The following is a 24877-nucleotide window of genomic DNA, read 5'->3' as shown; positions in this document are numbered from 1 at the left end:
GACTGTGATCGTTGGCGTCAGACGGGAGATTGAAATGTTCGGTCTACAAGGCTTGATGGCTCGACTCGTGGATATCGCGTTGATCGTCGCCGGCTCGTTGCTTGCGTCGCAATTTCGCTATCAGACGGTTTCCGAGGGGCACTTCGACAGCGCGCTCGTCACGTTCGCGATCGCGTTCACGCTGGTGCTGTTTCCGGTATTCGGCGTGTACGAATCGTGGCGGGGACGGTCGATGCTGAGGTTGAGCGGGAAGATCTCGCTCGCGTGGCTCGTCGTTCAGGCGTGCGGGATCGTGTTGATGTTCTCGCTCCATCGCTCGGACGTGATTTCCAGGCTGTGGTTCGTGTACTGGACCGCGATGACTGGGGGCGCACTGATCGCGTCGCGAATCGGCACGCATCTGTTTCTGCGCAGTGTTCGTCATGCGGGCATCAACCTGCGCAGTGTCGCGGTTGTAGGACACGCTCAGCACTGCCAACAGGTGGTTCGAAACATCGAGGAGTCGCCGGCGAGCGGATTCCGGCCGGCGGCTGTATTCGACCTGCGCCCGGTTGCCGCGAATGCTTCGCATCGCTTGCCGGTATTCACGGAGCTCGACGCGTTCGCGCAGTTCGTCCGGGAGAACGGTGTCCAGGAAATCTGGCTCGCGCTGCCTTTGTCGGAGGAGGCGACCGTTCTGCGGTTCGTCAATACGTTCGGCGACGATCTCGTGAACATCCGCTTCATTCCCGACGTGCGCAGCGTCGCGCTGTTCGACGGCGCGATGATCGACCTCATCGGCGCGCCGGCGATCAATCTCGTGGCGTCGCCGCTTCCGCGTCATGCGATGTGGCAGAAGGAGGTGTTCGATCGCCTGTTCGCCGCAGTCGCGCTGGTGGCGCTGATGCCGCTGATGGTGCTGATCGCCATCGCGGTGAAGTTGTCGTCGCGCGGGCCGGTGTTCTTCAAGCAATACCGCAAGGGTGCGGACGGGCGCAAGTTCCAGATCCTGAAGTTCCGCACGATGCGCGTGCACGCCGAACAGGCTGGCGTGGTCACGCAGGCGACGAAGAGCGACTCGCGCATCACCCGTGTCGGACGCTTTCTCAGGCGAACCAGTCTGGACGAGCTGCCGCAGTTTCTCAACGTGCTGCGCGGGGAGATGTCGGTGGTCGGGCCGAGGCCGCATGCGATCGAGCACGATCGGCTTTATCAGAAAGTCGTCGACGGGTACATCCATCGCTATCGGATCAAGCCGGGGATCACCGGATGGGCCCAGGTGAACGGGTATCGCGGGGAAACCGATCGTCTCGAGAAGATGCAGAAGCGTGTCGAGTATGACCTCTATTACCTGCGGAACTGGTCGTTCGCGCTGGATATGCGGATCGTGTTGGCGACGGTGGCGAAGGGGTTGGTGAATGCGAATGCTTACTGAGCGGGTTTCGACGTCGTGATTTGTCGCATCTCTAAACATAAACCGGGGAAGACGAGATGAGATGTATTTGGGATCGGCGCGAAAGCCGGGCAGCGGAATTTCGCCGTCATGGCGCCCGAATCGTGATCGGTGCAACGATGAGCGCGGTGCTGTCGGCTTGTGCTGTTGCGCCGGGTATGCGTATGTCGTCGCAAGCGACATTGCCGGTGACTGCTGGCGATGAAAACACGTCGCAGCAGGAACTTCATATTCCGATTACTGATATCAACATGGCGTTGATTCAGGAGATGCGCGAGGAGGGGAAACGGACAGGCGAAACGCAGTTTGAAGACCTGATAGGAAAACCGGAGCCGTACACGCTCGGCGTGGGTGACGTATTGCAGATCACGGTCTGGGATCACCCCGAACTTGCTGTTGCACAGGGTGCGCAAACGTCGACGAACTCACGGCCGAACGACCCTGTTCAGGGCTTCGTCATCGACGATAACGGCAACGTACAGGTTCCATACGCCGGCAACGTGCATGTTTCCGGTATGCGTATCGAACAAGCTCAACGCGCCGTCCAGTCCGCGTTGCAACGCGTTTTTGTGAGGCCGCAGGTTTCGGTGCGCGTCTCTTCGTTCCGGGCGAAGCAAGTTTACGTCGACGGAGAAGTCCATACACCCGGTGTCGTGGCAGTCAATGATGTCCCCATGACGTTGAACGAGGCGATCAACCGAGCGGGCGGATTCAATCCAACGGCAGACCAGAGCCGGATGGTTGTCGTGCGGAATGGCAAGTCGTACCGGATCGACCTCACGCGGATGCTGGACCGAAACGTGAATCCCTCGAGAATTTTGCTTAGAAACGGGGATCTGCTACGCATCGTCTCACGAGAAGACAACGGTGCTTTCGTCATGGGCGAAGTCAACAAGCCAATTACGGCACTGCCGTTGAGGAACGGACGGCTCACGTTGAGTGATGCACTCTCCCAGGCTGGCAGTGTGAATAGCGCCAGTGCGGATGCTGCTCAGTTGTACGTGATTCGCGGAGCGTCGGAAGCCAACCCTCAGGTTTTTCATCTCAATGCTCGCTCGCCAGTTTCGATGGTGCTAGCGAACCAATTTGAACTGCAGCCAAAGGATGTCGTGTATGTCGACGGTAACGCGCTGGTGCGTGTCAGTCGCGTGCTGAGCCTGCTGCTGCCCGCAATCAATGCAGGTTTGACCGGCGCAGTGTTGGCGAAATGATCGACAACATCCTTGTCGTGTGTGAAGGGAACATTTGCCGGAGCCCGATGGCGCAAGCGCTGCTGGCCCGGGAATTGCCGTCGGCTCGAGTTGGATCAGCTGGATGTTCGGCGCTGGCAGGGCGGCGCGCAGATCCACTGGCCGTCGAATTGATGGCTGAGCGCGGTATTGACCTTGGTGAACACATCGCAATCGATTTGAACCTGCAGCACATGCGGTCAGCGGACCTGATTCTCACGATGACGGAGAGCCAGCGAAGAAGAATCGAAGCCGGCTATCCATTCTCGAAGGGCCGAGTTTTTCGTATCGGCGAGTTCGAAAAGATCGACGTTATCGATCCATACCGGCGAGGACGATCGGTTTTTGAATTGGCGCTGAATCAAATCGAAAAGAGTATGAAGCGTTGGGTTGACAAAATGAATCGGATCAAGAATTGACTATGGAATCCGTAAATAAATCCAGAATCATCGATATGCAGGATGGTGACGAGATTCACCTGTCAGACTATATCGCCGTGGTCGCCGAGAGCTGGAAACTCATTGTTGTGACTGCCGCGTTCGTGCTCCTACTTGGCACGGTCTACGCGTTCGTTGCGAGGCCGGCTTATCGTGCGGACGTGATGATTCAGGTAGAAGACAGTGCTAACTCAGCGCAGAATGCACTGGGCGAGCTCGCATCGATCTTCGACACGAAGCAGACCGCCGACGCAGAGATCGAACTGATTCGTTCGCGCCTTGTGGTCGGTCACACGGTCGAGGCGCTGCACCTCGACATATCGGCGCAGCCACGTTATTTCCCGGCAGTTGGGGCCATGCTGGCGCGCTTGGCCGGAAATAAGGAACTGGCTTCGCCGTGGTTCGGGATGACAAGCTTCGCATGGGGCGGCGAGAAGATCGAAGTCACCCGGTTCGAGGTCCCGAAGGAACGCTACGACGCGAATTACAAGCTGATCGCCCGCGACGGAAGCGGTTATGAACTGGTCGACCCGGAGGGCGACGTCGTCCTGAAGGGAACGGTCGGCAAGATCGCACGCGGTATGGATCAGTACGGCCCGGTCGAACTGATGGTGGCGCGTCTTCGAGCCCGCCCGAATTCGGAATTTGTGCTCAGTCGCGCATCGACGCAGGCGACGATCAAGCGACTGCAGGACGATCTTGTCATTGGCGAGAAAACAAAGCAATCCGGCGTGATCGGCGTTTCGCTGGATGGTGTCGATAGTGCGCGGACGGCTGAAATCCTCAATACGCTTGCATCCGCATATGTGCAACAGAACATTGACCGGAAGTCTGCCGAGGCGGAGCACACACTTGCGTTCCTTGATCAGCAACTGCCGCAATTGCGCAAGCAGCTCGATCAATCCGAGGACAGGTACAACGCGTTCCGCAACCAGAAGGGCACCGTCGACCTGTCCGAAGAGAGCCGCCTATTGCTGCAGCAAATTGTCGACGGCAAGACAAAGCTCGTCGATCTGGAGCAACAACGCGTTGAAATGGCACAGCGCTTCACGGGCGAGCACCCAGCCCTTGCCGCGTTGACGGCCCAGATTGCAGCTCTCAACGCGCAGCAAGAACAGCTAAATAAGCGCGTGTTGACCCTGCCGGATACCGAACAATCGGCATTGCGTTTGTTGCGCGACGTACGCGTGAACACTGAGCTCTACACGAACTTGCTGGACAGCGCGCAGCAACTGCGCATCGTCAAGGCCGGTCAGGTCGGAAACGTTCGCGTCGTCGACTTTGCCGTGGTGGCCGATGACCCGGTGAAGCCAAAGCGGCCGCTCGTCATCGCGCTGGCTGCGTTCCTCGGGCTCGTCATCGGCACGGTGACGGCGTTCGCAAAGCATGCGCTGTTCGGTGGTCTGAAGCACAGTGACGAAATCGAAAAGGTCATCGACCTACCAGTCTACGCGACGATTCCTCACAGTCAGGCGCAGATCGAACTGCAACTGGCGATGGATCGCGGTCGGGCTGGGCCGCACGTACTTGCATCGCTCGAGTCCGAGGACCTGGCTATCGAAGGTATACGCAGCCTGCGCACGGCGTTGCAGTTCGGTTTGCTCGACGCTTCCAACAACGTGATCGTGATCACTGGCCCCCGTCCGGATGTTGGCAAATCATTCGTCTCGGTGAACCTCTCTGCCGTGCTCGCGAGCGGTGGCACGCGCGTATTGCTGATCGATGCGGACATGCGGCGCGGCAACGTTCACTCATATCTCGGGGTGACAAAACAGCCTGGGCTATCGGACGTCATTACGGGCTTCAACCTCGACGACGCATTGCAGCGTGATGTCGTGACGGGTGTGGACCTGCTTCCGAAGGGATCGTTGCCGCCCAATCCGGCCGAGCTGCTGCTGAGTGATCGGTTCAAGGCACTCCTCGACGAGGTTTCGCGACGCTACGACATTGTCATCGTCGATACCCCGCCGGTGCTGGCAGTGACCGACTCGACGGTGATTGGCCGGCATGCGGGAGCCACGCTGCTCGTGGTGCGGCATGGCCAGCATCCGCGCGCGGAACTCATCGAATGTGCGAATCGACTTCGCGGTGGCGGCGCGGCGCTGAAGGGTGCGCTGCTGACTGACGTGCCGCGTCATCGATTCGGCTACGGCAGTTACTACTCCGGCTACTACGGATACGAGAGCGTTTCAGAGTGAACAACATCGCGGACTGTGTGCGAGACATCGACACGCGCAGCACGTCCCAATAGGAGTATCAAACCATGAATCGTAAAGTTGCTTTGATTACCGGTGTGACGGGGCAAGACGGATCGTATCTCGCAGAGCTGCTGCTGAACAAAGGCTACGAAGTACACGGCATCAAGCGCCGCGCGTCACTATTCAACACTGACCGGATCGACCATCTCTATCAAGACCCGCATGTATCCGACCGGCGCTTCGTGCTGCATCACGGTGATTTGACGGATTCGACGAGCCTCGTGCGCATCATCCAACGTGTGCAGCCTGACGAGATTTATAACCTCGCCGCTCAGAGCCACGTCGCCGTTTCGTTCGAGGAGCCGGAATATACGGCGAACGCCGACGGCATTGGCGCGCTGCGGATTCTCGAGGCCATCCGTATTCTCGGGCTCGAGAAGAAGACACGCTTCTACCAGGCGTCGACGTCAGAACTCTATGGTCTCGTGCAGGAAATCCCCCAGAAGGAGACGACACCGTTCTATCCACGCAGCCCGTATGCAGTCGCCAAGATGTACGCGTACTGGATTACCGTCAACTACCGCGAGGCATACGGTATCTACGCGTGCAATGGCATCCTGTTCAACCATGAATCGCCGGTGCGCGGCGAAACCTTCGTGACGCGCAAGATCACGCGCGCCATCGCGCGTATCGCAACCGGTCTGCAGGATTGCCTGTACCTGGGCAATCTGTCCGCGCTGCGTGACTGGGGGCATGCACGTGACTACGTCGAAATGCAATGGATGATGCTGCAGCAAGAGCAGCCGGAAGACTTCGTGATCGCAACGGGCGTGCAATACAGCGTGCGTGATTTCGTCAATCAGGCGGCCGCGGAACTCGGTATTACCGTGCGATTCGAGGGCGAAGGCGTAGACGAGATTGGCATCGTCGAAAAAGTCGAGGGCTCAGAAGCGAAAGTGGCTCCCGGCACTGTGATCGTGCGTGTCGATCCGCGTTACTTCCGTCCGACTGAAGTTGAAACGTTGCTGGGCGATCCGACCAAAGCGCACGAGAAACTGGGCTGGAAGCCGACAACGTCGTTCGAGTCGCTGGTCACTGAAATGGTGCGATCGGACTATCAGGTGGCGAAGCGCGACGCGCTCGTGACGCTCGCTGGCTTCAAGACGTTCGAATACAACGAGTGAGAGCCATGGACAAGGACACGCGAATTTTCGTTGCCGGACACCGCGGAATGGTCGGTTCGGCAGTCGTGCGCGATCTTGAGGCGAAGGGTTATCGCAATGTCGTAACGCGTAGCCGATCCGAGCTCGATTTGACCGATCAGGCCGCCGTCGAAGCATTTTTCCGCGACGGCGCAATCGACGTCGTGGTACTCGCGGCCGCCAAAGTAGGCGGGATTCTGGCCAATGATACGTATCCGGCCGATTTCCTGTACCTGAACCTGATGATCGAAGCCAACGTGATACACGCAGCCTATCGGGCAGGCGTCGAGCGGCTGGCATTCCTCGGTTCGTCGTGCATCTATCCGCGCGAGTGCCCTCAGCCGATCAAGGAAGCATATCTGCTGACCGGTCCGCTGGAGAAGACGAACGAGCCGTATGCGATCGCGAAGATCGCGGGCATCAAGCTGTGCGAGTCGTACAACCGGCAGTACGGAACGAAATATGTGTCGCTGATGCCGACGAACCTCTATGGCCCGAACGACAACTACGACCTGAAAACCAGCCATGTGCTGCCAGCGCTTCTGCGCAAGGCACACGAGGCGAAACTTGAAGGGCGGGACAGCCTCCAGGTATGGGGCACTGGCCGTGCACGCCGCGAGTTCCTGCATGTCGACGACATGGCCGATGCAACCGTCTTTATCCTGGAGAAGGGCATTGACTCGGGCCTATACAACGTCGGCTGCGGTGCGGACGTGACAATCGAGGAACTGGCGCGCGCTGCGATGCGGGCCGTCGGCTTCGACGGACATATCGAATTCGACACGACGAAGCCGGACGGCACGCCTCAGAAACTGCTCGATGTGGGCAAGCTCGACGAGTTGGGGTGGACGGCGAAGATCGGTCTGGACGACGGACTGGCTTCCACTTACCGGGACTTTCTGCAGTGTAATGAAGCACAGGTAGCCGAGCGAGTTTGATCGGGTAGCGACAGTGGACGGCGGCGATGTGACTTGATGAGAGCTGTCCTATCGACGTGTTCGTGTGACAACGATTGTCGTGTCCACTCGCGGCACTCAGGTTCCCTCTTCTGGCACACCTGTCGGAGTCGACCGATCCGACTACCTCAGTCTGATAATTGTCTCATATGCGGAATCGCCGACTGAAATGGATTGGAGCCATACGCTGATCCTACAGATTGAGTTGCTTGATCGATGCAGCCTGGACGTACAGTGGACGGCAATCATAGTGTGCGATACGACACTAAGAGCTTCGTCTTGAACGTTGTGATGTCGGTATTCGGCGAGATGCCATGGTCAGATGTTTCGACTTCACCCCCACCGGCCAACTGCCATCTATTGCTGCCGATCTGCTGCTGCATCCGAATCTCGAAGGAACCTTGATGGGATGGTGGGCAGAATGCGACAACGTGCTTGTAGAGGCCAGTGTTGACAGTAAAGTACTTGCTAGTTATCGGGGTGCCTGGAGGAATTTACTCTGTTGGTGTCGCTCTCTAGTGTGGGCGCGGCGAGAGAAATCAAGCTAGCGTTAATACAATTAAATAGGGTGGGCTGAATTCTGAACGAATTGAATTTCACCGGTCATCCCGTGAACACGTGTAGTCACACATACGGAAACAAAAAATTTGAGTACAAATACGAGATAAGAATGCAAAAAAGTACTGTCTAGTCCCGGTATGACTAGCTGATAGTTACAGGCATACGCAGGATCCCACCATGACGGAAAATCGCGTTATCAAGGCATTTTTTGCCCACGGCCTCGGCCCGGTCGTAAGTATTTTCGCGCAAGTGGTATCGATTCCTCTATTTCTGTCCGTCTGGGGGGCGGCGAAGTACGGGGAATGGATTCTTATCTCCACAATCCCTACTTACTTGGCGTTAAGCGATCTCGGGCTATCGACTGTCGCGGCAAACGAGATGGACCAGCGCGCCACGGTTGGAGATTATGATCGCCTTCAAATTATTTATCGAACGCTAACGGCCACAGTTGCGCTCTTTGTTTCATTTGTATTTATCGTCTCGGGGGTCGTGTGGTGGGCGTTCGGGGCAGGATTTCAAGTGTTCCAATACATGACGTCGGACGAGGTGCGGTTTGTTGCATTGATTCTTATTTGCGACGTCTGTTTGAGTGTGATGTACGGACCCAATACGGCGGCATTGCGTAGTGCCAATTGTTATGCGTTGTCGATTGCGATCCTGAATTCTACCCGATTCATGGCGTTGGCGTTTGGACTCGTGGCGCTTCTGGTGTTCAAGACGCCGGTCGCCGTAGCTCTAGGAATGACAGTCGCAAGATTGGTCGGATTTTTTGTGCAGCAAATTGTAAAGAATCGATATTGCCCTTGGGCTACGTTATTTCCGATTGCGATCGACTGGGCCTGGATCAAAAAATCCATAATCCCTTCGCTAGCATTTTTAGGATTTCCGTTAAGTAATGGATTGAACTTTCAGGGCGTCCTATGGGTAATTGGGACCGCGCTGGGGCCGGCGCAGGTGACGGTGTTTTCGACAATGAGAACGCTAACACGTGTGGCCGTGCAAATGATGAATCTGCTGTCGAATTCGGTATGGTCGGAAGTGTCAAAAATGTACGCCACGGGAAAAATAAATGAAGTGAAAAAAATAAAGAGGCGGTTGATGCTTGTAACGATTTTAGTAGCGGGGGCAATTGGAATTGGAATGAGCTTTCTCGGTGAGCGGTTCTATGAGTCGTGGACCGGAAAGCACGTCTCATTTGATTCGTCGCTCTTTGACGTGCTGTTGCTATCCATGATTGCAAATTCGATGTGGCAGTCGGCTTCTATATTCGTAATTGCGATTAATCGTCATATGCGCTTCGCACTTGCTTATCTAATTTCTGCGATTGGTGTGATTGTGTTTGCGCTAGTCGCTGTTCACCGTGGTGGGCTTTTGTCTGTTGCGATTTGCTTACTTGGTCTCGATATTTTCTTGGTCTTGTTCGGTGAATACGAAATATCTCAAAAATACAGCGAGAAAAAGCATGAAGGTCCTGTTTTTAATCGGTAGCGTTGGAGATTATCATACGGCTCGCCTGAAAGACCTTGAAGATCGGCTGTCGAGAGAGAGGATTAGCCTTGGCGTGCTGATTATGAGTTGTAATTCAGGGGATTATCTTCATCGGGAATACAAAAATTCTGAGAATGACGCTCGCGAAAGAAATTGGAGGTACCTGGATGAAGGCGGGCGACAGCGAGGGCGCGTGAAGTTCGTGGCTCGGCTACTTGACGAAATATCACGAGAAGCTCCGGATTTGATAGTAACGATTGGATATAATTTTTCATATTCATGTATTGGGTTGATTTATAGATTATTTAAAAGAAATGCCAGAATCATATTTTGTGCTGACAGTAAATTCGACGACGGCTTGCGTCGACCGAGTCGAGAGGTTTTAAAGGCATTGCTCGCACGTATGTATGATGGTGCGATCGTGGCGGGACGTAGGCAGAGCTATTATTTTCAATTTCTGGGAATTCCCGGGGAAAATATACGTATCGGCTACGACGTCGTGGATAACGATGTCTTTATGAGAGCAGCGGCGGCCGCACGTCAGCGCGAGGCTGAACATCGAGCGCAATTGGAGTTGCCGGAAAAATATATTGTTTGCGTCTCACGGCTTATCGCGCGTAAGCGTGTTGATAGAGTCATCGATACGTATGCCCGCTCTCAGGCGAGAGACAAAGGGGTTTTCTTGGTCATCATTGGTTCTGGAGAACTGGAGCAAGAATTGCGTGCGCGTTGTGATCGGCAAGGTCTCGCCGATTGGGTGATATTCAGGAAAGTTGTGCCTAATCGTGATATGCCCATTTTTTTATCTTTGGCAAGATTTTTGATGCTTCTGAGTGACTACGACCAGTGGGGCCTGTGTTTGAACGAGGCGTTGGCATGCGGAACTCCGGTTCTGTGTACGGATCGGTGTGGCGCGGCACACGAGCTAGTTAGACATGGTGAGAACGGTTTCGTGACGGATGGAACGGAGTCGGATATAGATTTGGGCGTAAGCACGTTACTAGACGACGACATTTTAATAAAACTAAAGAGTTGCTATCCATGGAATCTCCATGATTGGAATCTTCAGAGGTTCTCAGAAAATGTATTAAATTTCGCTAAAGGTCTTTCAAAATGAAAGTTGGCAACGTGGTTGTGGCGAATGTATTTGGTGCCGTGAATAAGGGTGATGCGGCGCTGATCGAAGTGTGCATTGACGAAATTTACGATGCATTTCCAGGTGCGTCGGTCAGTGGCATCGCTTATCAACCTGCGGTGCAACGTGCTCACCTTCCTCAGGTTATCTGGTATGAGCGCCTTGGGAATTGCATGTCGAAAAATGTGTGGCGAAGGCGAATTTGTAATGTTGTCCGTCAAGGAGTCACGATCGGCTATGTTCTTTTTGGGCAGCCATGGCTGTTGGGCTTGTTGATTCCCTACGAACAGAGAAAGGCAATAAGCGCAATCAGGGAGGCTGATATTTTGATAAGTTGCCCTGGTGGTTATCTTGAGGACTCGAACCCATCTTATTATGCAAATTTGATTCAAATTTGGGCGGCAGCGAGGTTCGGGACAAAGATCATCCTCGCCCCGCAAAGCGTTGGCCCCATCAGGTCGCGCGTTGGACAATGGTTTGCGTCAAAGATTCTTTCGAAGGCAAATCTTGTCTGCGCGCGCGAAAGTGAGTCTTACAACTTCGCGGTAGAGACGCTGGCGCTGTCGGAAGATCGCGTGGTCCGGACCGGCGATCTCGCGTTCTGGCATGAGGCGGTACCCGCGGCAAGAGAGTTGGTGGAGTCGGAATTTGGAATCGGTCCGCACGAGCGATATATCGCTGTCTCAGTGATTGAATGGGCCTTCCCCCTGGCAGGCGATCGAGTTGAAGCCAAGGAAAGATATGTGCGGAAGCTGTGCGAGCTCTTGAATATTTTGCATAAGACACTAGATGTCCGAGTTGTCATCGTGAATCAGGTTGCCTCCGATTTGCCGGTTGGGCGTGAGATAGTGACGCGCTGTCCGGGGTTCGTTATCTTGGATCAGAAAGATCGTCCGGTCGCCGATGTCAGACGAATCATCGCGGGTGCTTCCGTATTTCTGGGAAGCCGTTTTCATTCATGTATTTTCGGATTGATTGCAGGATTGCCTCTGGTTGCGCTTTCGTACTTACCAAAGACAAGTGGCATCATGGCTGACTTGGGACTTAGCTCGCGTGTCCACGACATCGACACCTTCGATGTCCCACTGGTCGCGAAAAGAATGATTTCCGATTACAACGACCCTTCCGAGGGACGGGAGGCTATCGATTTGGCGGTTCGGCGCTATAGGGGCCAATACCCGCGGTTTGCGGACTTGCTGCGGGAGAATGTATGAAGTTGTCGCCTGCAACAAAGTCCGAACGCCGTGTGAGCCATCGCGTCGGATTCGTCACCGCATCCGCCTCGCGCTCGGGCGGCGGTCTTTTTGACGCGATGCGTGGGCTCGCGCTCGATCTTCCGGGGGCGGGAGTGACACCTCAAGTGTTCGCTCTGCGGGACGCTCACACTGAGGAGGATCTTGCGCAGTGGGGCGGCGTTCAAGTTACGACATTCGATCCAGTTGGACCCGCGATGCTCGGCTATTCCCCCCAGTTGCGTGAGGCGCTATTGGCGACAGATGTGCATCTTATTCATACGCACGGAATCTGGATGCATCCGTCGGCTGACGTCATTGCATGGCACCGACGACAAAGTAAGCCTTATATTATTTCGCCGCACGGCATGCTCGATCCATGGATTCTCAATCGTTCTAGGTTAAAGAAGTGGATAGCATTGCGTGCCTACGAGCGTAGTCATTTGAATCGAGCCGCTTGCTTTCATGCCCTTAATTTTGAAGAGGCAGATGCGATTCGCGCAGCCGGACTTAAGCAGCCGATTGCGGTAGTACCTAATGGAGTAGTGATTCATGATACTAACGGTAATGAACTACCATCCTGGTGGCAAGACGGTTTCTCGTCGAAAAATTTATTGTTGTATTTTGGCAGATTACATCCGAAGAAAGGCATCGAAAATTTGCTCTCTGCTTGGAAGGAATGTGTTAAAAATGGATCTATTAAAGACCGTTGGAATTTGATTGTTGGGGGATGGGGTAGCGCATCTTATACCGATAAATTGCGGAGTATGGTCGGCGAAGGAGTAAACGCTGACGGCGTCCATTTTATTGGATCACAGTTCGGCGCGGACAAGGCGAGAACTTATGCGGCATGCGACTGCGTAATTTTGCCTTCATTCAGCGAGGGATTGCCAATGGTGCCACTGGAGTCATGGTCTTTCCGAAAACCAGTTGCAATCACGCGTGAGTGCAATTTGCCAATTGGAGTTGAGCGCGGCGCTGCGTTCGAAATTGGAAATTCAGTCGAAGAATTGCGAAATTTTATTGTGGAACTTTGTGGCGTAACTGATGCGCAGCTCAGAGAAATGGGTGAGCTCGGGAGATCGCTTGCTGAAGAAAAATTTTCTTGGAATGCAATTGCGATGCAAATGGCAGGCGTATATAACTGGCTGATTGGAATTGAAAAAAAACCAGCTTTTGTTATCGATTGATAAAATTAAGAATTGGGAAAATTCGTTAAGGGTGGTTTTCGCAAATTCGGATTAGGTGTGCTTGATGGTTTAACTAGGAAGTGAATGCGTCAGGTCGCCAATCTATCAACCCGAAGCCAAGCTGGCGGGCGCGCGCCGAGCAGCTTTGCGGGCGGCGTATGGCATCGGCACGCGCCAGAGATGCGCTCATGCCCCAGCATCAAGCGACTTGCTGTGCGCCACACATAGGTTGGACAGCGCAAACAAGGTTGTAAGTTGCGCGGTGTTCTTCCTCAGGCCTCGATAGCGGACCTTGGGGTGGCCGAACTGCCGTTTGACATTCGGAACGGGTGCTCGACCCGTAGTCCGAATGTCGGCCTTGATTCGCTCGACTCGTTCGCTGAGCGGGTCATGCGGCTTGCTTTTGTCCAGAGCGCGACGCTTGTCTGGCTTCATCGCTACATGCCACTTCACAGCCCCTCGCGCGGTCGGGCGCTTTTGCACGCCCTGATAGCTCGCATCGCCAAACGCGTCGGGTTCCTCGTCATGAAGCAGACTGTAGGCTTCGAGCACGTCGCTGATGTTGCCCGACGTGCCTCGAACGGTGTGTGCCAGTCAGCTTGCAGCATCGCCACCAATATGCGCTTTCATGCCGAAATATCACTGGCTCCCTGTCTTGCTCTGGTGCAACGCCGGGGCACGTTCGCCCGAGGCGTTCGCGGTCGAACTCGGGGCACTGATCAGCGTCGCGTCTACCACTGTGCCCGCACGCAGCGTCAACCCTTTGTCGCGCACGATGTCGTTGACCACCGCGAGGATCCAGGAATTCTCGTTTGCACCCGCGCTTCGTCGAAAAGTTCAGTCCAAGGTCAGTTTGTTGCATGCGTTACATGCTCGCTAGCTTGACGATTCGTTGCAAGCACAATCACCGGCCATTTTTTAGAGTTTCCCTTACGTTCGGAGGGGTCTTTTTAACCTACCTTTTAGTTCGCTTACCAAGGTGAGCGGTAAACGCTGTTTCCAGTATCTGCACCGTGTGCGTTGTTGAATGATCCGAACTGTGATGCATCGTGCAACGCAGACGAAGTCACCGCAGCATTCACGTTAAATTTCTTGCTTTGTGCTCTGCCCCCTCCCTTGACACTCCGGCCAGCAGAGCCGTTTACATCGGTCCAGGCGTCCACCGCGCGCGTAGCAGATTCGGGTGAAATCAACCGTTCATTCGGCGTGAGGCTGTAGCCTTCCGTCTGCTTGGAAAATCGTGTATTACCAAGTTCGTCACCGAGATTCGATTCGTATCTCTCGTCATAGTCCTTCGGTGCGCCGAACAACGGAATCATGGATGTTCGGGGAGTCATTTTCGACTTTTGCGCCTGATGGTTGCCTGACGCAGCTTGATTATTTGCGCGACCAGCGACACCGTTTCCCCAATCCTTATTCCCTTGCGTTGCTCCAAAATGAGGCGACATCAACGTTCCCGCGGGCGTTGCCAGGTTGCGCCACTGACGACGCGCCTGCCTATCATTTGATGCACTCTGCGCGTTGGCTGATGTGCAGTCAGAAATAGATATTGCCAGCGCAATAGTGATCATTAAAATTCTATTAGTCATATGTATTTTTTACCGGAAGATATATGTGTCGAGATCGATTTAAAATTCACTTGATTTTTGCAAATGTTAAAGAATAGTTCGACTGCCGTCAACAAAGCACCTCGGATTGATCCCGGTGTAGGCCGACTCTTAGGGTGCGCCGTAGGAACTTTGTTTTCGTGGACTATGGCGGTGAATGAGACGTTAGAAATTAAAAAACGCAAAATCCGCAGCCAACGATAGTCAAGTTGGAGGACTTTGTTCCAACTGATCACCCGATGCGACCGATCCTGCAACTGGTCAATCAAGCGCTTTTGCGATTCAATAAGCCTTTCGCCAAAATGATGGTTTCATCGGCCGCTCGAGTGTCTGGCGGGTGCTCGATTGCATGCCGTGATCTTCTGCAAGATTTTTGGCGCCGACACCAGACTGCGAAACGCGTGATCTTGTGCGCGACTGCCTTACTCACAACATGACGCATACCAAATCCTCCGCGCCGGCCCCGGTTCGTCAAGACGGGGTGCTGTTCAAAAGCACGCTAGGTATCGGATGATACGGAGCGCAGCGAGTACAGCTTGGCTTTGAACGCACGTAGTACGGCATCGCGTGACAACCCTGCAGGAGCGAAATCGCGCCCGGCTTTGCCGAGGCGCGCACGCTCAGCGGTATTGGGGGCTATGCCCGCCTCCTCGGTCCGTTGATTACCGCGGGCGATGTGAGCACGTTAGGTCCGGAGCAAACAGTTCCGAGCCTCTCCTTTGGGAGCACCCTCTAAAGCGATTCACAGCCTGGCGAAGACGAGGCGAGCTGCGTATCGTCGAGTCCGGTGGAGCGGGACTTACCATGACCGAATTTGTGCGGAATCGTCGCTGATGATCGTGGTGCCCGATGCTCCGACGGCGTACCCCTAACACTTACTACGCGCCGGAACTTGAATTGACTCGGAATCAAGATGATCAGAATCATGAAGAATACTGATGCGCCATTTCCGATCGCAAGAAAATATCGTGCAACAATCGATTCTGCGAGAAAGAAAATAATGATTGAGAGGATCATCAGATTGACGGTGCTACCGGTCGCCCTCGATGCCATGTATGCGCCCCGAAGAGACCGAAGGACCTGATACAGCCAAAGAGCCAGACCAATAACACCAATCTCCGCAGCAATCATAAGGTATCCATTGTCGATTGCGTCCGTCAGTTGGGTGAGCCAAGTGCTTCGAAAACCAGCCCCCCACACTAAAGGCTCATTAGCCGTTCCGAACTGGTCGAGCACAACCTGCCACATTTGTGTACGACCAGAAAAACCGCTGTTGAGGCCGCGCTGTGAATTCGAGAGGTCGAGCAGAATATCCGTCCGCTCCAGAATATTCGGGAAGAACAGAATTGTCGCAACGAGCGCTGCAGTTGCCATAACGGCGAGGCCAAGGGTTCCCTTCAGTGATTTCGACTTCTCATACGCGTACACGAGCATGCAAGAGCCGATCGCGGCGAACAGACCTCCTCGAGACGACGCGGCGACACAGATAAGTGCGCTCGCCACCATGCCAGCCCAGAGCATGATCTTTACGACAAAGCGCTCGTCGCGCGCCTGCCAGAACATTGCCACTAGGTAACTGCCTGCAATATGACCCATTAGGTTCGGGTGGGCCCCAAATGGCCCCATATAGCGTGAAAGAATGTCTTTCCCAACGCCGGTCACACTGAGCGATGTGGAGATATTCGCGTGGTCTATGGCTACGAAACCTAGCATCACGATTGCGCCGGACAAGGCGAATGATTTTGTGACGTCTGCAATTTCGAGTGCACCGGCACATGCGGCGATGGAAAGCCACGTCCCCAAAAAGATGGCCGCGAACACAGCACTCTGTGCATCACTTTGAAACAGGGCCCCTACCAGACCAAAGCATGCGATAGCAACTCCAACGACGACCGTGCGGCCCATCGCAGTATCAGCCTTGCTTGGCCGTACGACCGCGAACAAAACAGCAAGCGCCGCGAGAATCGCGGAAGGCAGTATCAGCATTGCCTCGGCGATCGAGTTTTTAGTTCCATAGCAGGATCCGCCGATGAAAGCAATCAGCAAGGGAAGATGTATCTTCCCTTCAGATCGGGAGCGCAATACGTTTACGAGGGCCAAGCGGCCACCACTTCTTCTCAAAACGAGCATTTCGCACCCCTCGCGCGTATAGAATTCGGATGCAATTATGCTTCAGTCAGCCCAGCAAAGAACACGCCCAACATCATTGTCTGATCAATACTATATTTTGTCCGTCTCGGGCAATATTATTTTGTTGAATAACGCGGAGGTGGAATATGAGATTTTTGGGGTTCGAATTAAGCGTGTTGTTTCTATTTTTTTTGACTTTATGTCAACCCACAAACATTCTAGCAAGTCAGAATAATTTACCGCCGGGCGCCATGCATTTGGGATACACGAAACTAGTATTTAACGAAAAAGTTTCTATCAAAGACATATCGCCGGACGGAAACGGGAAATATAAATTTTATAGCGGAAAATGGTACGCCAAGACCCTGCCATCCATGGATCTCTACTCGGACCAAGACGGGATGCTTGCGATCGCACAAGGCGGAGATCTCGTGAGCGTTGCGAGAGATTTTTCGCTTGGGGCAATCCCTCTCCTTCCTGGGCGGGAAGGATTCTACGTCGAATTCGAAGCGAGGATGACGCGCGACGACCGCGACAACTGGCCTGCACTATGGCTTTTGCCGGTCGAGCATGATAATAAAAAAACGGACCACTATCCCGGGGATCCGCCCGGATTCGAACGCTGGATGGAACTCGATGTGCACGAGGGCGGGAATGGTCCCGGCATTACTGGGACCGTTCACAACTGGCAAGGTGAATGGCCACATTATTCCGGACACCAGAATCACAACAACGTGTCTCGCCGCCGCGTTGACCCGACGAAATTCCACACATATGGAGCCAGCTACGATCCGATTGCGAGGCGTGTGACTTGGTGGGTCGACGGAGTCGAGGAAATGAGCGCCGCCGGGCCAGAGGTTCCCGAGATCGCTGCGCGCCAGCATTTCTATCTCATCATGAGTGCCCAGACACATGGAAAACGCATGGAGTACACGATGATTGTTCGGCGGATCCGTGCATTCGTGCCGCAGTCGTCTCAGCTTCCTGCTGCGCGGCAGTAGGCTGTGTTCATATTTTCTCGAAGGTACCAAACGCACTGGCTGGGCCTCATTGATGACTGCCGCGGCCAATGAATCAACGCTTCTCTCGCAAACCCGTCAAGATACTGGTGGGTTCCGCCAATCCCAATCGAACTCGGTGATTTCTATGTACGATCGCCACGGTGAATTAACTAGTCTCAGGGATGCTGACACTAGCTGTCATGTTCCGCCATATAGGAGCCAATCGACTTTCGGCATAAAGGAGCCAGGAAGGAAACGGGAATCTCAAATCGTGACGCTCATTGCCGGCTTAACTTGTGGTGCGTGATCCCCCAAGGGGGGCAGCGATGGGCGGGCGGAGAATCGAGATGCACCAATATCGACAGGTTCTCGTGCGCATGCGCCAGGGGGATTCCAACCGCGAACTGGCGCGTTCGCGCTACATGGGGCGACGCAAGCACGACGCGCTCGATGCACTGGCGGCAGCGATCAGGTGGCGGCCTGTGAGCGGGATTCTAGATACCGATATCCGGAGCTTCTTTGACACGGTCAGGGCCGATTGCCAAGGAGATCGAAAGATGCTGGCGCTTGGATCGGCTCGACTCGAGTTGCTCAACGAATTGGGCGACATTGTCAGACTTGGTGCAGTACGATCTGATACTGACTCCGATCTCGGCAAGGCATGCGCCCGTGACGAGGCCCACATAGCCGGTGCCGATGATGGTGATTTTCATGTTGCCGTGTGTAGAAGGATCGAATGCGGTTTCAGAAATCCGGATGCTGCGTACCGGACACAGTGGTGCTGGACGGAGCGGCGCGCAATGTGCGCAGCCTGGCGTCGAATTCGTTCAGAACGGCCTCGCGCGACAGCACGGCCTCGGCGAATTGGCGCCCGGTCAACCCCAGCCGGCTGCGCTCTGCTGCGTTGACGGCCAGCGCATCAATCGCCGACGCCAGCGCATCCGGTTCGCCAGGCGGCACCACGACGCCACGCCGCGACACCACGTCATGCAGCTCCGTCCCCGGGCTCGCCATCGCAATCACCGCGCGGCCGCTCGCGAACATACCGGTCAGCTTCGACGGCATGACAAGATCGGCAGCGTCGGCACGTTGCGGAAGCACGTGAATGTCGGCCAGATTGAGCAGCTCATTGAGCCGGTTGGCGGGCTGCAGGTCCATGAACCGGCAGTTCCTGAGGCTGCCGCAGCGCGCGATCAGATCGTCGCGCGCGGGCCCGTTGCCGCAGAAGACGAACACGAGGTTGTCGCGCAATGCGAGCCTTTGTGCCGCTTCAGCCAGTATCTCCAGCCCTTGCTTGGCACCCATGTTGCCGGAATACAGCACCACGGTTGCGCTGGGCGATATGTGTAGCGTCGCTCGCAATTCGCTTGGACGTTTGAGCGGATGAATCGAGTGGGTGTCGGCCCAGTTCGCGAAATGCACGAGCTTGTGCGGATGAATGCCCTTGCGCATCGCGTGCTGGATCATCTTCCCGGAAATCGTCGACACGGTATCGAAGCGTTACCTGAGCGCGATGTGCAAGGAGAGCTAGATTTTGGCGGATTGATGCGATTTGGTGTGTGAGGCGCGACGGTAGACTTACAAATCGGCACATCCGTTGCGGCTTCGCGGCGCGCGGTACCGTGCTGACCCGTCCGGTCTCAGTACCTATCTCCATTTTCTGATCGTATGATTATTGACGGTAACGATCCAACCACTCAACCGTCGTTCGGTTTCTCGAACCGGTTGCTTCGCTCTGTATGGGGTGTCGCGTATATTGTCTTATTCAGATTCAGCCCCCGGCCATTTCACCGATGGAGGTCGTTCGTGCTGAGATTGTTTGGGGCCAAGCTGGGCCGTCATGTGCACGTTTATCCGCGAGTGAAGATCTGGGCGCCGTGGAAGCTGGAGATTGGTTCGTATGTTGGCATTGCGGACGACGCGGTCATCTACAACATGGCGGATATCAAGATCGGAAATTACGCTGTCGTGTCACAGGGCGCACACTTGTGTGGCGGATCGCACGATATCAATTCGAAGAACTTCCAACTCATCGCCAGTCCGATCACGGTGGGCGACCACGCGTGGATCTGCGCGGAGGCCTTTCTAGCGCCTGGGGTCGTCATTCCCGAGGGTGCGGTGGTCGGGGCGAGGTCGGTCGTATCGCGATCGCCAAAGGAGCAGTGGGCAGTGTATGCAGGGATGCCTGCCCGCCGGATCAACACGCGCGTGCGGAGAGTGGTGGAATGACGAACGGAATTTCTGTCCTGATCCTGGCGAAGAATGAAGAGCGCGACTTGCCGGGATGCCTCGAGAGCATCGCCGGCGTCGACGACGTCTGGATTCTGGATTCGATCAGCGAAGACCGGACGGTAGAGATCGCGAAGTCATTTGGTGCACACGTCGTGTCGAGAAAGTTCGATGGCTTTGCGGCGCAGCGAAACCATGCGCTGCGGAATTTTGACTTCAAGTACGAGTGGCTGCTGATCCTCGATGCGGATGAGCGGCCTTCTCCGGAATTGCTGAGTGAAATCCGGAAATTCGTGCTGGATGTGCCGCATGACGTCGCGGCAGCTCGCCTGCGTCGAAGAGACTATTTTCTGGGAACATGGCTGAAGCATGCACAGATTTCGCCGTACTTTGTCCGGCTCGTTCGGCCGTCGCGTGTTCATTACGAGCGCGAAGTCAACGAAGTGCTGATCGTGGATGGACATATTCACGAGTTGTCGGGGCCGCTGATCCATTTTCCATTTTCGAAGGGCATGTCTCATTGGATCGGTAAGCACAATGTTTACTCATCGATGGAAGCGGGCGAGTTGCTCCAACGCCGGAGGACCGAATATTCGCTGGTCAAGGCGTTGTTCGATCGTGACTTCAACGTGCGGCGGTTTCATCAAAAAGCGCTTTTTTACCGGATGCCATGTCGGCCGCTGTTCAAGTTTTTCTACATGCTGATTGTTCGCCGGTCGTTTCTCGACGGGTCTGCCGGGTGGCACTACACATTTCTGCAGTGTGTATACGAGTATTTGATCTCGGTGAAAGCCGTCGAGCTTCAGAAACGCGACGCAGGTCAATGACCAATGTGTTGCGTCGCGGGTAGCCTTACAACAGCGGATGCTCCTGCCGCTTTTCAGAAGCTGGTTTAAAGCATCGGCTTATACACAAGTCGCCCCTCCGCAACCGTAGGCCGAAACAAACTGCTGCCGAGCAATGAGATGGACCGGGGCTTGTAAACTTTCTGCGCATCGCGTTTACTTTCGCTTTTTTGCGTGAACGCCTTGGCTCTGGAAGCACCCGGCTGGACGGAAATCGAATTTGCCGACCTCGACCTTGGCGACGCGCGCTTGAACAGGCGAGCGAAGACATTGATGGAACGATTGTCGTCGAAGCCGACGGCCGACGGCCGACGGCCGGCGTACCGCGGGCATGTCGGGGCCGGGGCGAGACGATGGCAGCGTACCGCTTCTTCGACAACGACGAGGCCGAGTGGGGAGCGATTCTGGAGCCCCACTGGCGGCAGACCGAGCAACGGATGGCCGCTCAGTCGGTCGTGCTGTGCCTGCAGGACACGACGGAACTGGATTTCAACGGCCGGCACGCGATGGGCCTTGGGCCGTTGTCTTACGAGGCGCAGCGCGGGATGTATTTGCATCCGACCTACGCAGTGACGCCCGAGCGCGTGCCGCTGGGCGTGCTGGACGCGTGGATGTGGGCACGCGAGCCCAAGGACGCGCAGGGCAAGCGTGGCGGGCTCAAGGAAAGCCTGCGCTGGATCGGGGGTTACGAGCGGGTTGCGGAAACGGCATCGCGCTTGCCGAACACACGGCCGGTGTACGTCGCTGATCACGAGGCGGACGTGATTGCGCTGATGGTGCGAGCGCAAGAATTGGGCACGCCGGCGGATTGGCTGATTCGCTGGACCCACGACCGCGCGTTGCCCGAGGCGGCGAAGCTGTGGGCGACGACGACACAAGGCATACCGCTTGGCGAGATCGCCTTCACGCTGGGATCGCGTCACGGCGTGAAGGCCCGCCAAGTGCGTCAGCGCGTGTGGCTGCAGCGCATCGAACTGCCGGCCGGCGTGGGACAAAGCGTGGCGGCCATCTGTCTGGTGGCGCGCGAGTTCGATGCGCCAAGCGGCGTCAAGCCGATCGAATGGCGCTTGCTGACCAATCGCGACGCCACGACGCTGCAGCAAGCAATTGAACTGATCGACTGGTATCGGGCGCGCTGGGAAATCGAGATTTTGTTCAACGTGCTGACGAACGGTTACCGTATCGAGGCATTGCAATTGGGCGCGATCGACCGGCTCGAATGCGCGCTGGCGCTGTTTCTGGTCGTGGCTTGGGGATCACTCATCTGATGCACATGGGCCGCCGTTGCCCCGATCTGGATGCCAAACTGTTCTTCGATACCGATGAAATTCGCGGTGCGTATTTGCTGACTGACGTCAAGCTGCGGGCCAAGCCAAAACTCAACGAGGTGCTGCGCTTGATCGCGCGCTTGGGCGGATTACTCGGCCGCAAGGGCGACGGCGAACCCGGCGCAAAAGCTATTTGGCTGGGACTCAAACAGGTTCATGTCACTGCCAAGACATTGCAGAAGTTGCGTGCCGGCGGTCACGATGGAAATTGTGTATAAGCCGACGGGTTCAGGGTAGGTGGAATTTGGATCATTAATGACGCAGGTTTTGTCCCAGGCCGAAAGGCACGTATAGCGATCGAGCCTGGCAGGCTGGTCATCACGGCGTTGTAAACGGTGTGGGGCCGCGAAGTTTGCGGTCCTTCGCGGTTCGCCCCGGCATCTCACCGATCCTTTCCCGCATTACCTCGACAAACGCACGCACCTTCGCCAAAGGCCGTTGCGACGGGACCGCGACCCTGAACGCTCGGGCGGCATTTTCACCCTTTTGCGACTCTCAACGTCCTCACCGCTTTACGCATTCCCGTCACATACGGCCGCCCAATGCTGTAATACTCAATCCCCAGCTCGGCCATCGTCTCCGGTTCATACAGATTCCGGCCATCGAAGATCACCGGTTCGCTCAGCAACTCGACCAGCGCCGCGAAATTCGGGCTCTTGAACACCTTCCATTCGGTGACGATCACGAGCGCATCGGCGCCGGCCGCGGCGTATTCCGACGTCGTCACGAACTCAAGTCGCGAATGCGCCGCCGGATCGTCTCCCAGATCGATCGCGAGCACTCTCCGCGCTTCATCCGTCGCGATCGGGTCGTAAGCCCGTACGCTCGCACCGCGCTTCAGGAGCCCGGCCACCAACTCACGGCTCGGTGCCTCACGCATATCGTCCGTATTCGGCTTGAACGCAAGCCCCCACAGCCCGAACGTGAGCCCCGACAGATCGTCACCAAACCGCTCGTTGATCTTCTCGAGCAGCACCTTCTTCTGCGCGTCGTTGACCGCTTCAACCGCCTCGAGAATCCGCAGCGACCGGCCGTACTCGGCAGCGGTCTGCACCAGCGCGCGCACATCCTTCGGAAAACACGAGCCGCCGTATCCCACACCGGCGTAAAGGAAGTCATACCCGATGCGCGGATCCGAGCCGATCCCCCGCCGCACCGCTTCGATATTTGCCCCGACCTGACCCGCGAGATTCGCGAGATCGTTCATGAAAGAGATCCGCGTCGCCAGCATTGCGTTCGCCGCATACTTGGTGAACTCCGCGGAGCGCACGTCCATATAGCGCGTGCGCTCATGGTTCCGGTTGAACGGTGCGTAAAGCCGCTTCATCTGCTCACGCGAACGCTCACCAGCGTCGTCGCCGTCGGTGCCGATCACGATGCGGTCGGGCCGCATGAAGTCGTCAACGGCCGCACCTTCCTTCAGAAACTCCGGGTTTGAAACGACCGAGAATTCGTGGCGCAGCCCGCGGCGCGTGAGCTCCGTGGCGATCGCATCGCGCACATGCAGCGCGGTGCCGACCGGGACGGTCGACTTGTCGACGACCACCTTCGGGCCGTCCATGTACAGGCCGATATTGCGCGCTGCGGCGAGCACATACTGAAGATTGGCGGAACCGTCCTCGTCGGGAGGCGTGCCGATCGCGATGAACTGGATATCGCCATGCGCGACGCTGGCCTCGATGTCGGTCGAGAAGTGCAGCCTCTGGCTTGCACGATTGCGATCGATCAGCTCCTTCAAGCCGGGCTCGTGAATCGGCACGCCGCCGTCGTTCAGGATGTCGATCTTGCGTTGATCGACGTCGACGCAAAAGACGTCGTTGCCCATCTCGGCAAGGCATGCGCCCGTGACGAGGCCCACATAGCCGGTGCCGATGATGGTGATTTTCATGTTGCCGTGTGTAGAAGGATCGAATGCGGTTTCAGAAATCCGGATGCTGCGTACCGGACACAGTGGTGCTGGACGGAGCGGCGCGCAATGTGCGCAGCCTGGCGTCGAATTCGTTCAGAACGGCCTCGCGCGACAGCACGGCCTCGGCGAATTGGCGCCCGGTCAACCCCAGCCGGCTGCGCTCTGCTGCGTTGACGGCCAGCGCATCAATCGCCGACGCCAGCGCATCCGGTTCGCCAGGCGGCACCACGACGCCACGCCGCGACACCACGTCATGCAGCTCCGTCCCCGGGCTCGCCATCGCAATCACCGCGCGGCCGCTCGCGAACATACCGGTCAGCTTCGACGGCATGACAAGATCGGCAGCGTCGGCACGTTGCGGAAGCACGTGAATGTCGGCCAGATTGAGCAGCTCATTGAGCCGGTTGGCGGGCTGCAGGTCCATGAACCGGCAGTTCCTGAGGCTGCCGCAGCGCGCGATCAGATCGTCGCGCGCGGGCCCGTTGCCGCAGAAGACGAACACGAGGTTGTCGCGCAATGCGAGCCTTTGTGCCGCTTCAGCCAGTATCTCCAGCCCTTGCTTGGCACCCATGTTGCCGGAATACAGCACCACGGTTGCGCTGGGCGATATGTGTAGCGTCGCTCGCAATTCGCTTGGACGTTTGAGCGGATGAATCGAGTGGGTGTCGGCCCAGTTCGCGAAATGCACGAGCTTGTGCGGATGAATGCCCTTGCGCATCGCGTGCTGGATCATCTTCCCGGAAATCGTCGACACGGTATCGAAGCGTT

Annotated in this window: 18 protein-coding genes and 3 pseudogenes; 14 read left to right on the top strand and 7 right to left on the bottom strand. The window is 56.1% G+C overall.

Features of this window, described 5'->3' with window-relative positions; genetic code table 11:
* Positions 1–34 precede the first annotated feature (34 nt).
* The 10 genes from DIE12_RS33700 (at position 35) to DIE12_RS33655 (ending at position 13060) form a co-directional block, all read left to right on the top strand.
* Positions 35–1414, top strand: a complete 1380-nt coding sequence (locus tag DIE12_RS33700; protein ID WP_124489099.1) for an undecaprenyl-phosphate glucose phosphotransferase — start codon at positions 35–37, stop codon at positions 1412–1414.
* 137 nt (positions 1415–1551) lie between these two features.
* Positions 1552–2643 carry a polysaccharide biosynthesis/export family protein gene (locus DIE12_RS33695; protein ID WP_260427351.1) on the top strand — a complete coding sequence of 364 codons (1092 nt, stop codon included), beginning with the start codon at positions 1552–1554 and terminating at the stop codon, positions 2641–2643.
* A complete protein-coding gene (locus DIE12_RS33690; RefSeq protein WP_124489097.1) occupies positions 2640–3080 on the top strand; it encodes a low molecular weight protein-tyrosine-phosphatase in 441 nt (146 codons plus the stop codon). The genes DIE12_RS33695 and DIE12_RS33690 overlap by 4 nt, the downstream gene beginning before the upstream one ends.
* 2 nt (positions 3081–3082) lie before the next feature.
* Positions 3083–5296, top strand: a complete 2214-nt coding sequence (locus DIE12_RS33685; protein ID WP_124489096.1) for a polysaccharide biosynthesis tyrosine autokinase — start codon at positions 3083–3085, stop codon at positions 5294–5296.
* Between the two features lie 65 nt (positions 5297–5361).
* Positions 5362–6480 (top strand): GDP-mannose 4,6-dehydratase, encoded by a 1119-nt coding sequence (gene gmd / locus DIE12_RS33680; RefSeq protein ID WP_124489095.1) that lies wholly within the window; start codon positions 5362–5364, stop codon positions 6478–6480.
* Positions 6481–6485: 5 nt separating this feature from the next.
* Positions 6486–7436: a GDP-L-fucose synthase gene (locus DIE12_RS33675; protein WP_124489094.1), complete on the top strand. Its 951-nt coding sequence runs from the start codon at positions 6486–6488 to the stop codon at positions 7434–7436.
* A gap of 756 nt (positions 7437–8192) precedes the next feature.
* A complete protein-coding gene (locus DIE12_RS33670; RefSeq protein WP_124489093.1) occupies positions 8193–9503 on the top strand; it encodes a lipopolysaccharide biosynthesis protein in 1311 nt (436 codons plus the stop codon).
* A complete protein-coding gene (locus tag DIE12_RS33665; protein WP_124489092.1) occupies positions 9478–10620 on the top strand; it encodes a glycosyltransferase family 4 protein in 1143 nt (380 codons plus the stop codon). The genes DIE12_RS33670 and DIE12_RS33665 overlap by 26 nt, the downstream gene beginning before the upstream one ends.
* Complete coding sequence (locus tag DIE12_RS33660) at positions 10617–11852, top strand: polysaccharide pyruvyl transferase family protein (RefSeq protein WP_124489091.1); 1236 nt, start codon at positions 10617–10619, stop codon at positions 11850–11852. Before DIE12_RS33665 ends, DIE12_RS33660 begins: the two co-directional genes overlap by 4 nt.
* A complete protein-coding gene (locus DIE12_RS33655) occupies positions 11849–13060 on the top strand; it encodes a glycosyltransferase (RefSeq protein WP_124489090.1) in 1212 nt (403 codons plus the stop codon). Before DIE12_RS33660 ends, DIE12_RS33655 begins: the two co-directional genes overlap by 4 nt.
* A gap of 186 nt (positions 13061–13246) precedes the next feature.
* Here the strand turns inward: DIE12_RS33655 and DIE12_RS33650 are convergent.
* The 3 genes and pseudogenes from DIE12_RS33650 to DIE12_RS33635 all read right to left on the bottom strand — a co-directional run.
* Positions 13247–13858, bottom strand: a pseudogene (locus tag DIE12_RS33650) (IS5 family transposase); the annotation flags it as partial.
* A 173-nt stretch (positions 13859–14031) separates the two neighbouring features.
* Positions 14032–14631, bottom strand: coding sequence for a hypothetical protein (locus DIE12_RS33645; protein WP_124489089.1), 600 nt, complete (start codon positions 14629–14631; stop codon positions 14032–14034).
* Positions 14632–15399: 768 nt separating this feature from the next.
* Entirely contained in the window at positions 15400–16713 is a 1314-nt protein-coding gene (locus DIE12_RS33635) for an O-antigen ligase (protein WP_185641040.1), read from the bottom strand.
* Between the two features lie 257 nt (positions 16714–16970).
* Between DIE12_RS33635 and DIE12_RS33630 the strand changes: the two genes are divergently transcribed.
* Complete coding sequence (locus tag DIE12_RS33630) at positions 16971–17798, top strand: hypothetical protein (protein ID WP_124489087.1); 828 nt, start codon at positions 16971–16973, stop codon at positions 17796–17798.
* Between the two features lie 611 nt (positions 17799–18409).
* Here the strand turns inward: DIE12_RS33630 and DIE12_RS38820 are convergent.
* Together DIE12_RS38820 and DIE12_RS33620 are read right to left on the bottom strand one after the other, a co-directional pair.
* Positions 18410–18550, bottom strand: a pseudogene (locus DIE12_RS38820) (hypothetical protein); the annotation flags it as partial.
* Positions 18543–19286, bottom strand: coding sequence for a WcaI family glycosyltransferase (locus DIE12_RS33620; RefSeq protein WP_260427350.1), 744 nt, complete (start codon positions 19284–19286; stop codon positions 18543–18545). The gene DIE12_RS33620 and the pseudogene DIE12_RS38820, both read right to left, overlap by 8 nt.
* 318 nt (positions 19287–19604) lie before the next feature.
* On the opposite strand from DIE12_RS33620, the gene DIE12_RS33615 reads away from it, so the two are divergent.
* The 3 genes and pseudogenes from DIE12_RS33615 (at position 19605) to DIE12_RS33605 (ending at position 22418) form a co-directional block, all read left to right on the top strand.
* Positions 19605–20027, top strand: coding sequence for a putative colanic acid biosynthesis acetyltransferase (locus DIE12_RS33615; protein WP_311766908.1), 423 nt, complete (start codon positions 19605–19607; stop codon positions 20025–20027).
* Complete coding sequence (locus DIE12_RS33610; RefSeq protein WP_124489085.1) at positions 20024–20854, top strand: glycosyltransferase family 2 protein; 831 nt, start codon at positions 20024–20026, stop codon at positions 20852–20854. The genes DIE12_RS33615 and DIE12_RS33610 overlap by 4 nt, the downstream gene beginning before the upstream one ends.
* Before the next feature lie 231 nt (positions 20855–21085).
* A pseudogene (locus DIE12_RS33605) lies at positions 21086–22418 on the top strand (IS4 family transposase).
* A 260-nt stretch (positions 22419–22678) separates the two neighbouring features.
* Here the strand turns inward: DIE12_RS33605 and DIE12_RS33600 are convergent.
* Complete coding sequence (locus DIE12_RS33600; RefSeq protein WP_124489084.1) at positions 22679–24088, bottom strand: UDP-glucose/GDP-mannose dehydrogenase family protein; 1410 nt, start codon at positions 24086–24088, stop codon at positions 22679–22681.
* 31 nt (positions 24089–24119) lie between these two features.
* Positions 24120–24877: WcaI family glycosyltransferase (locus DIE12_RS33595; protein ID WP_124489083.1), on the bottom strand; the 758-nt coding region annotated here is incomplete at its 5' end.

Origin of the sequence: Burkholderia sp. Bp9015 (assembly GCF_003853505.1) — a bacterium.
In the GTDB taxonomy this organism is placed as follows: Bacteria; Pseudomonadota; Gammaproteobacteria; order Burkholderiales; family Burkholderiaceae; genus Burkholderia.
Note: the sequence above shows the minus strand (reverse complement) of the source record. Positions and strands in the feature narration are given on the sequence as shown.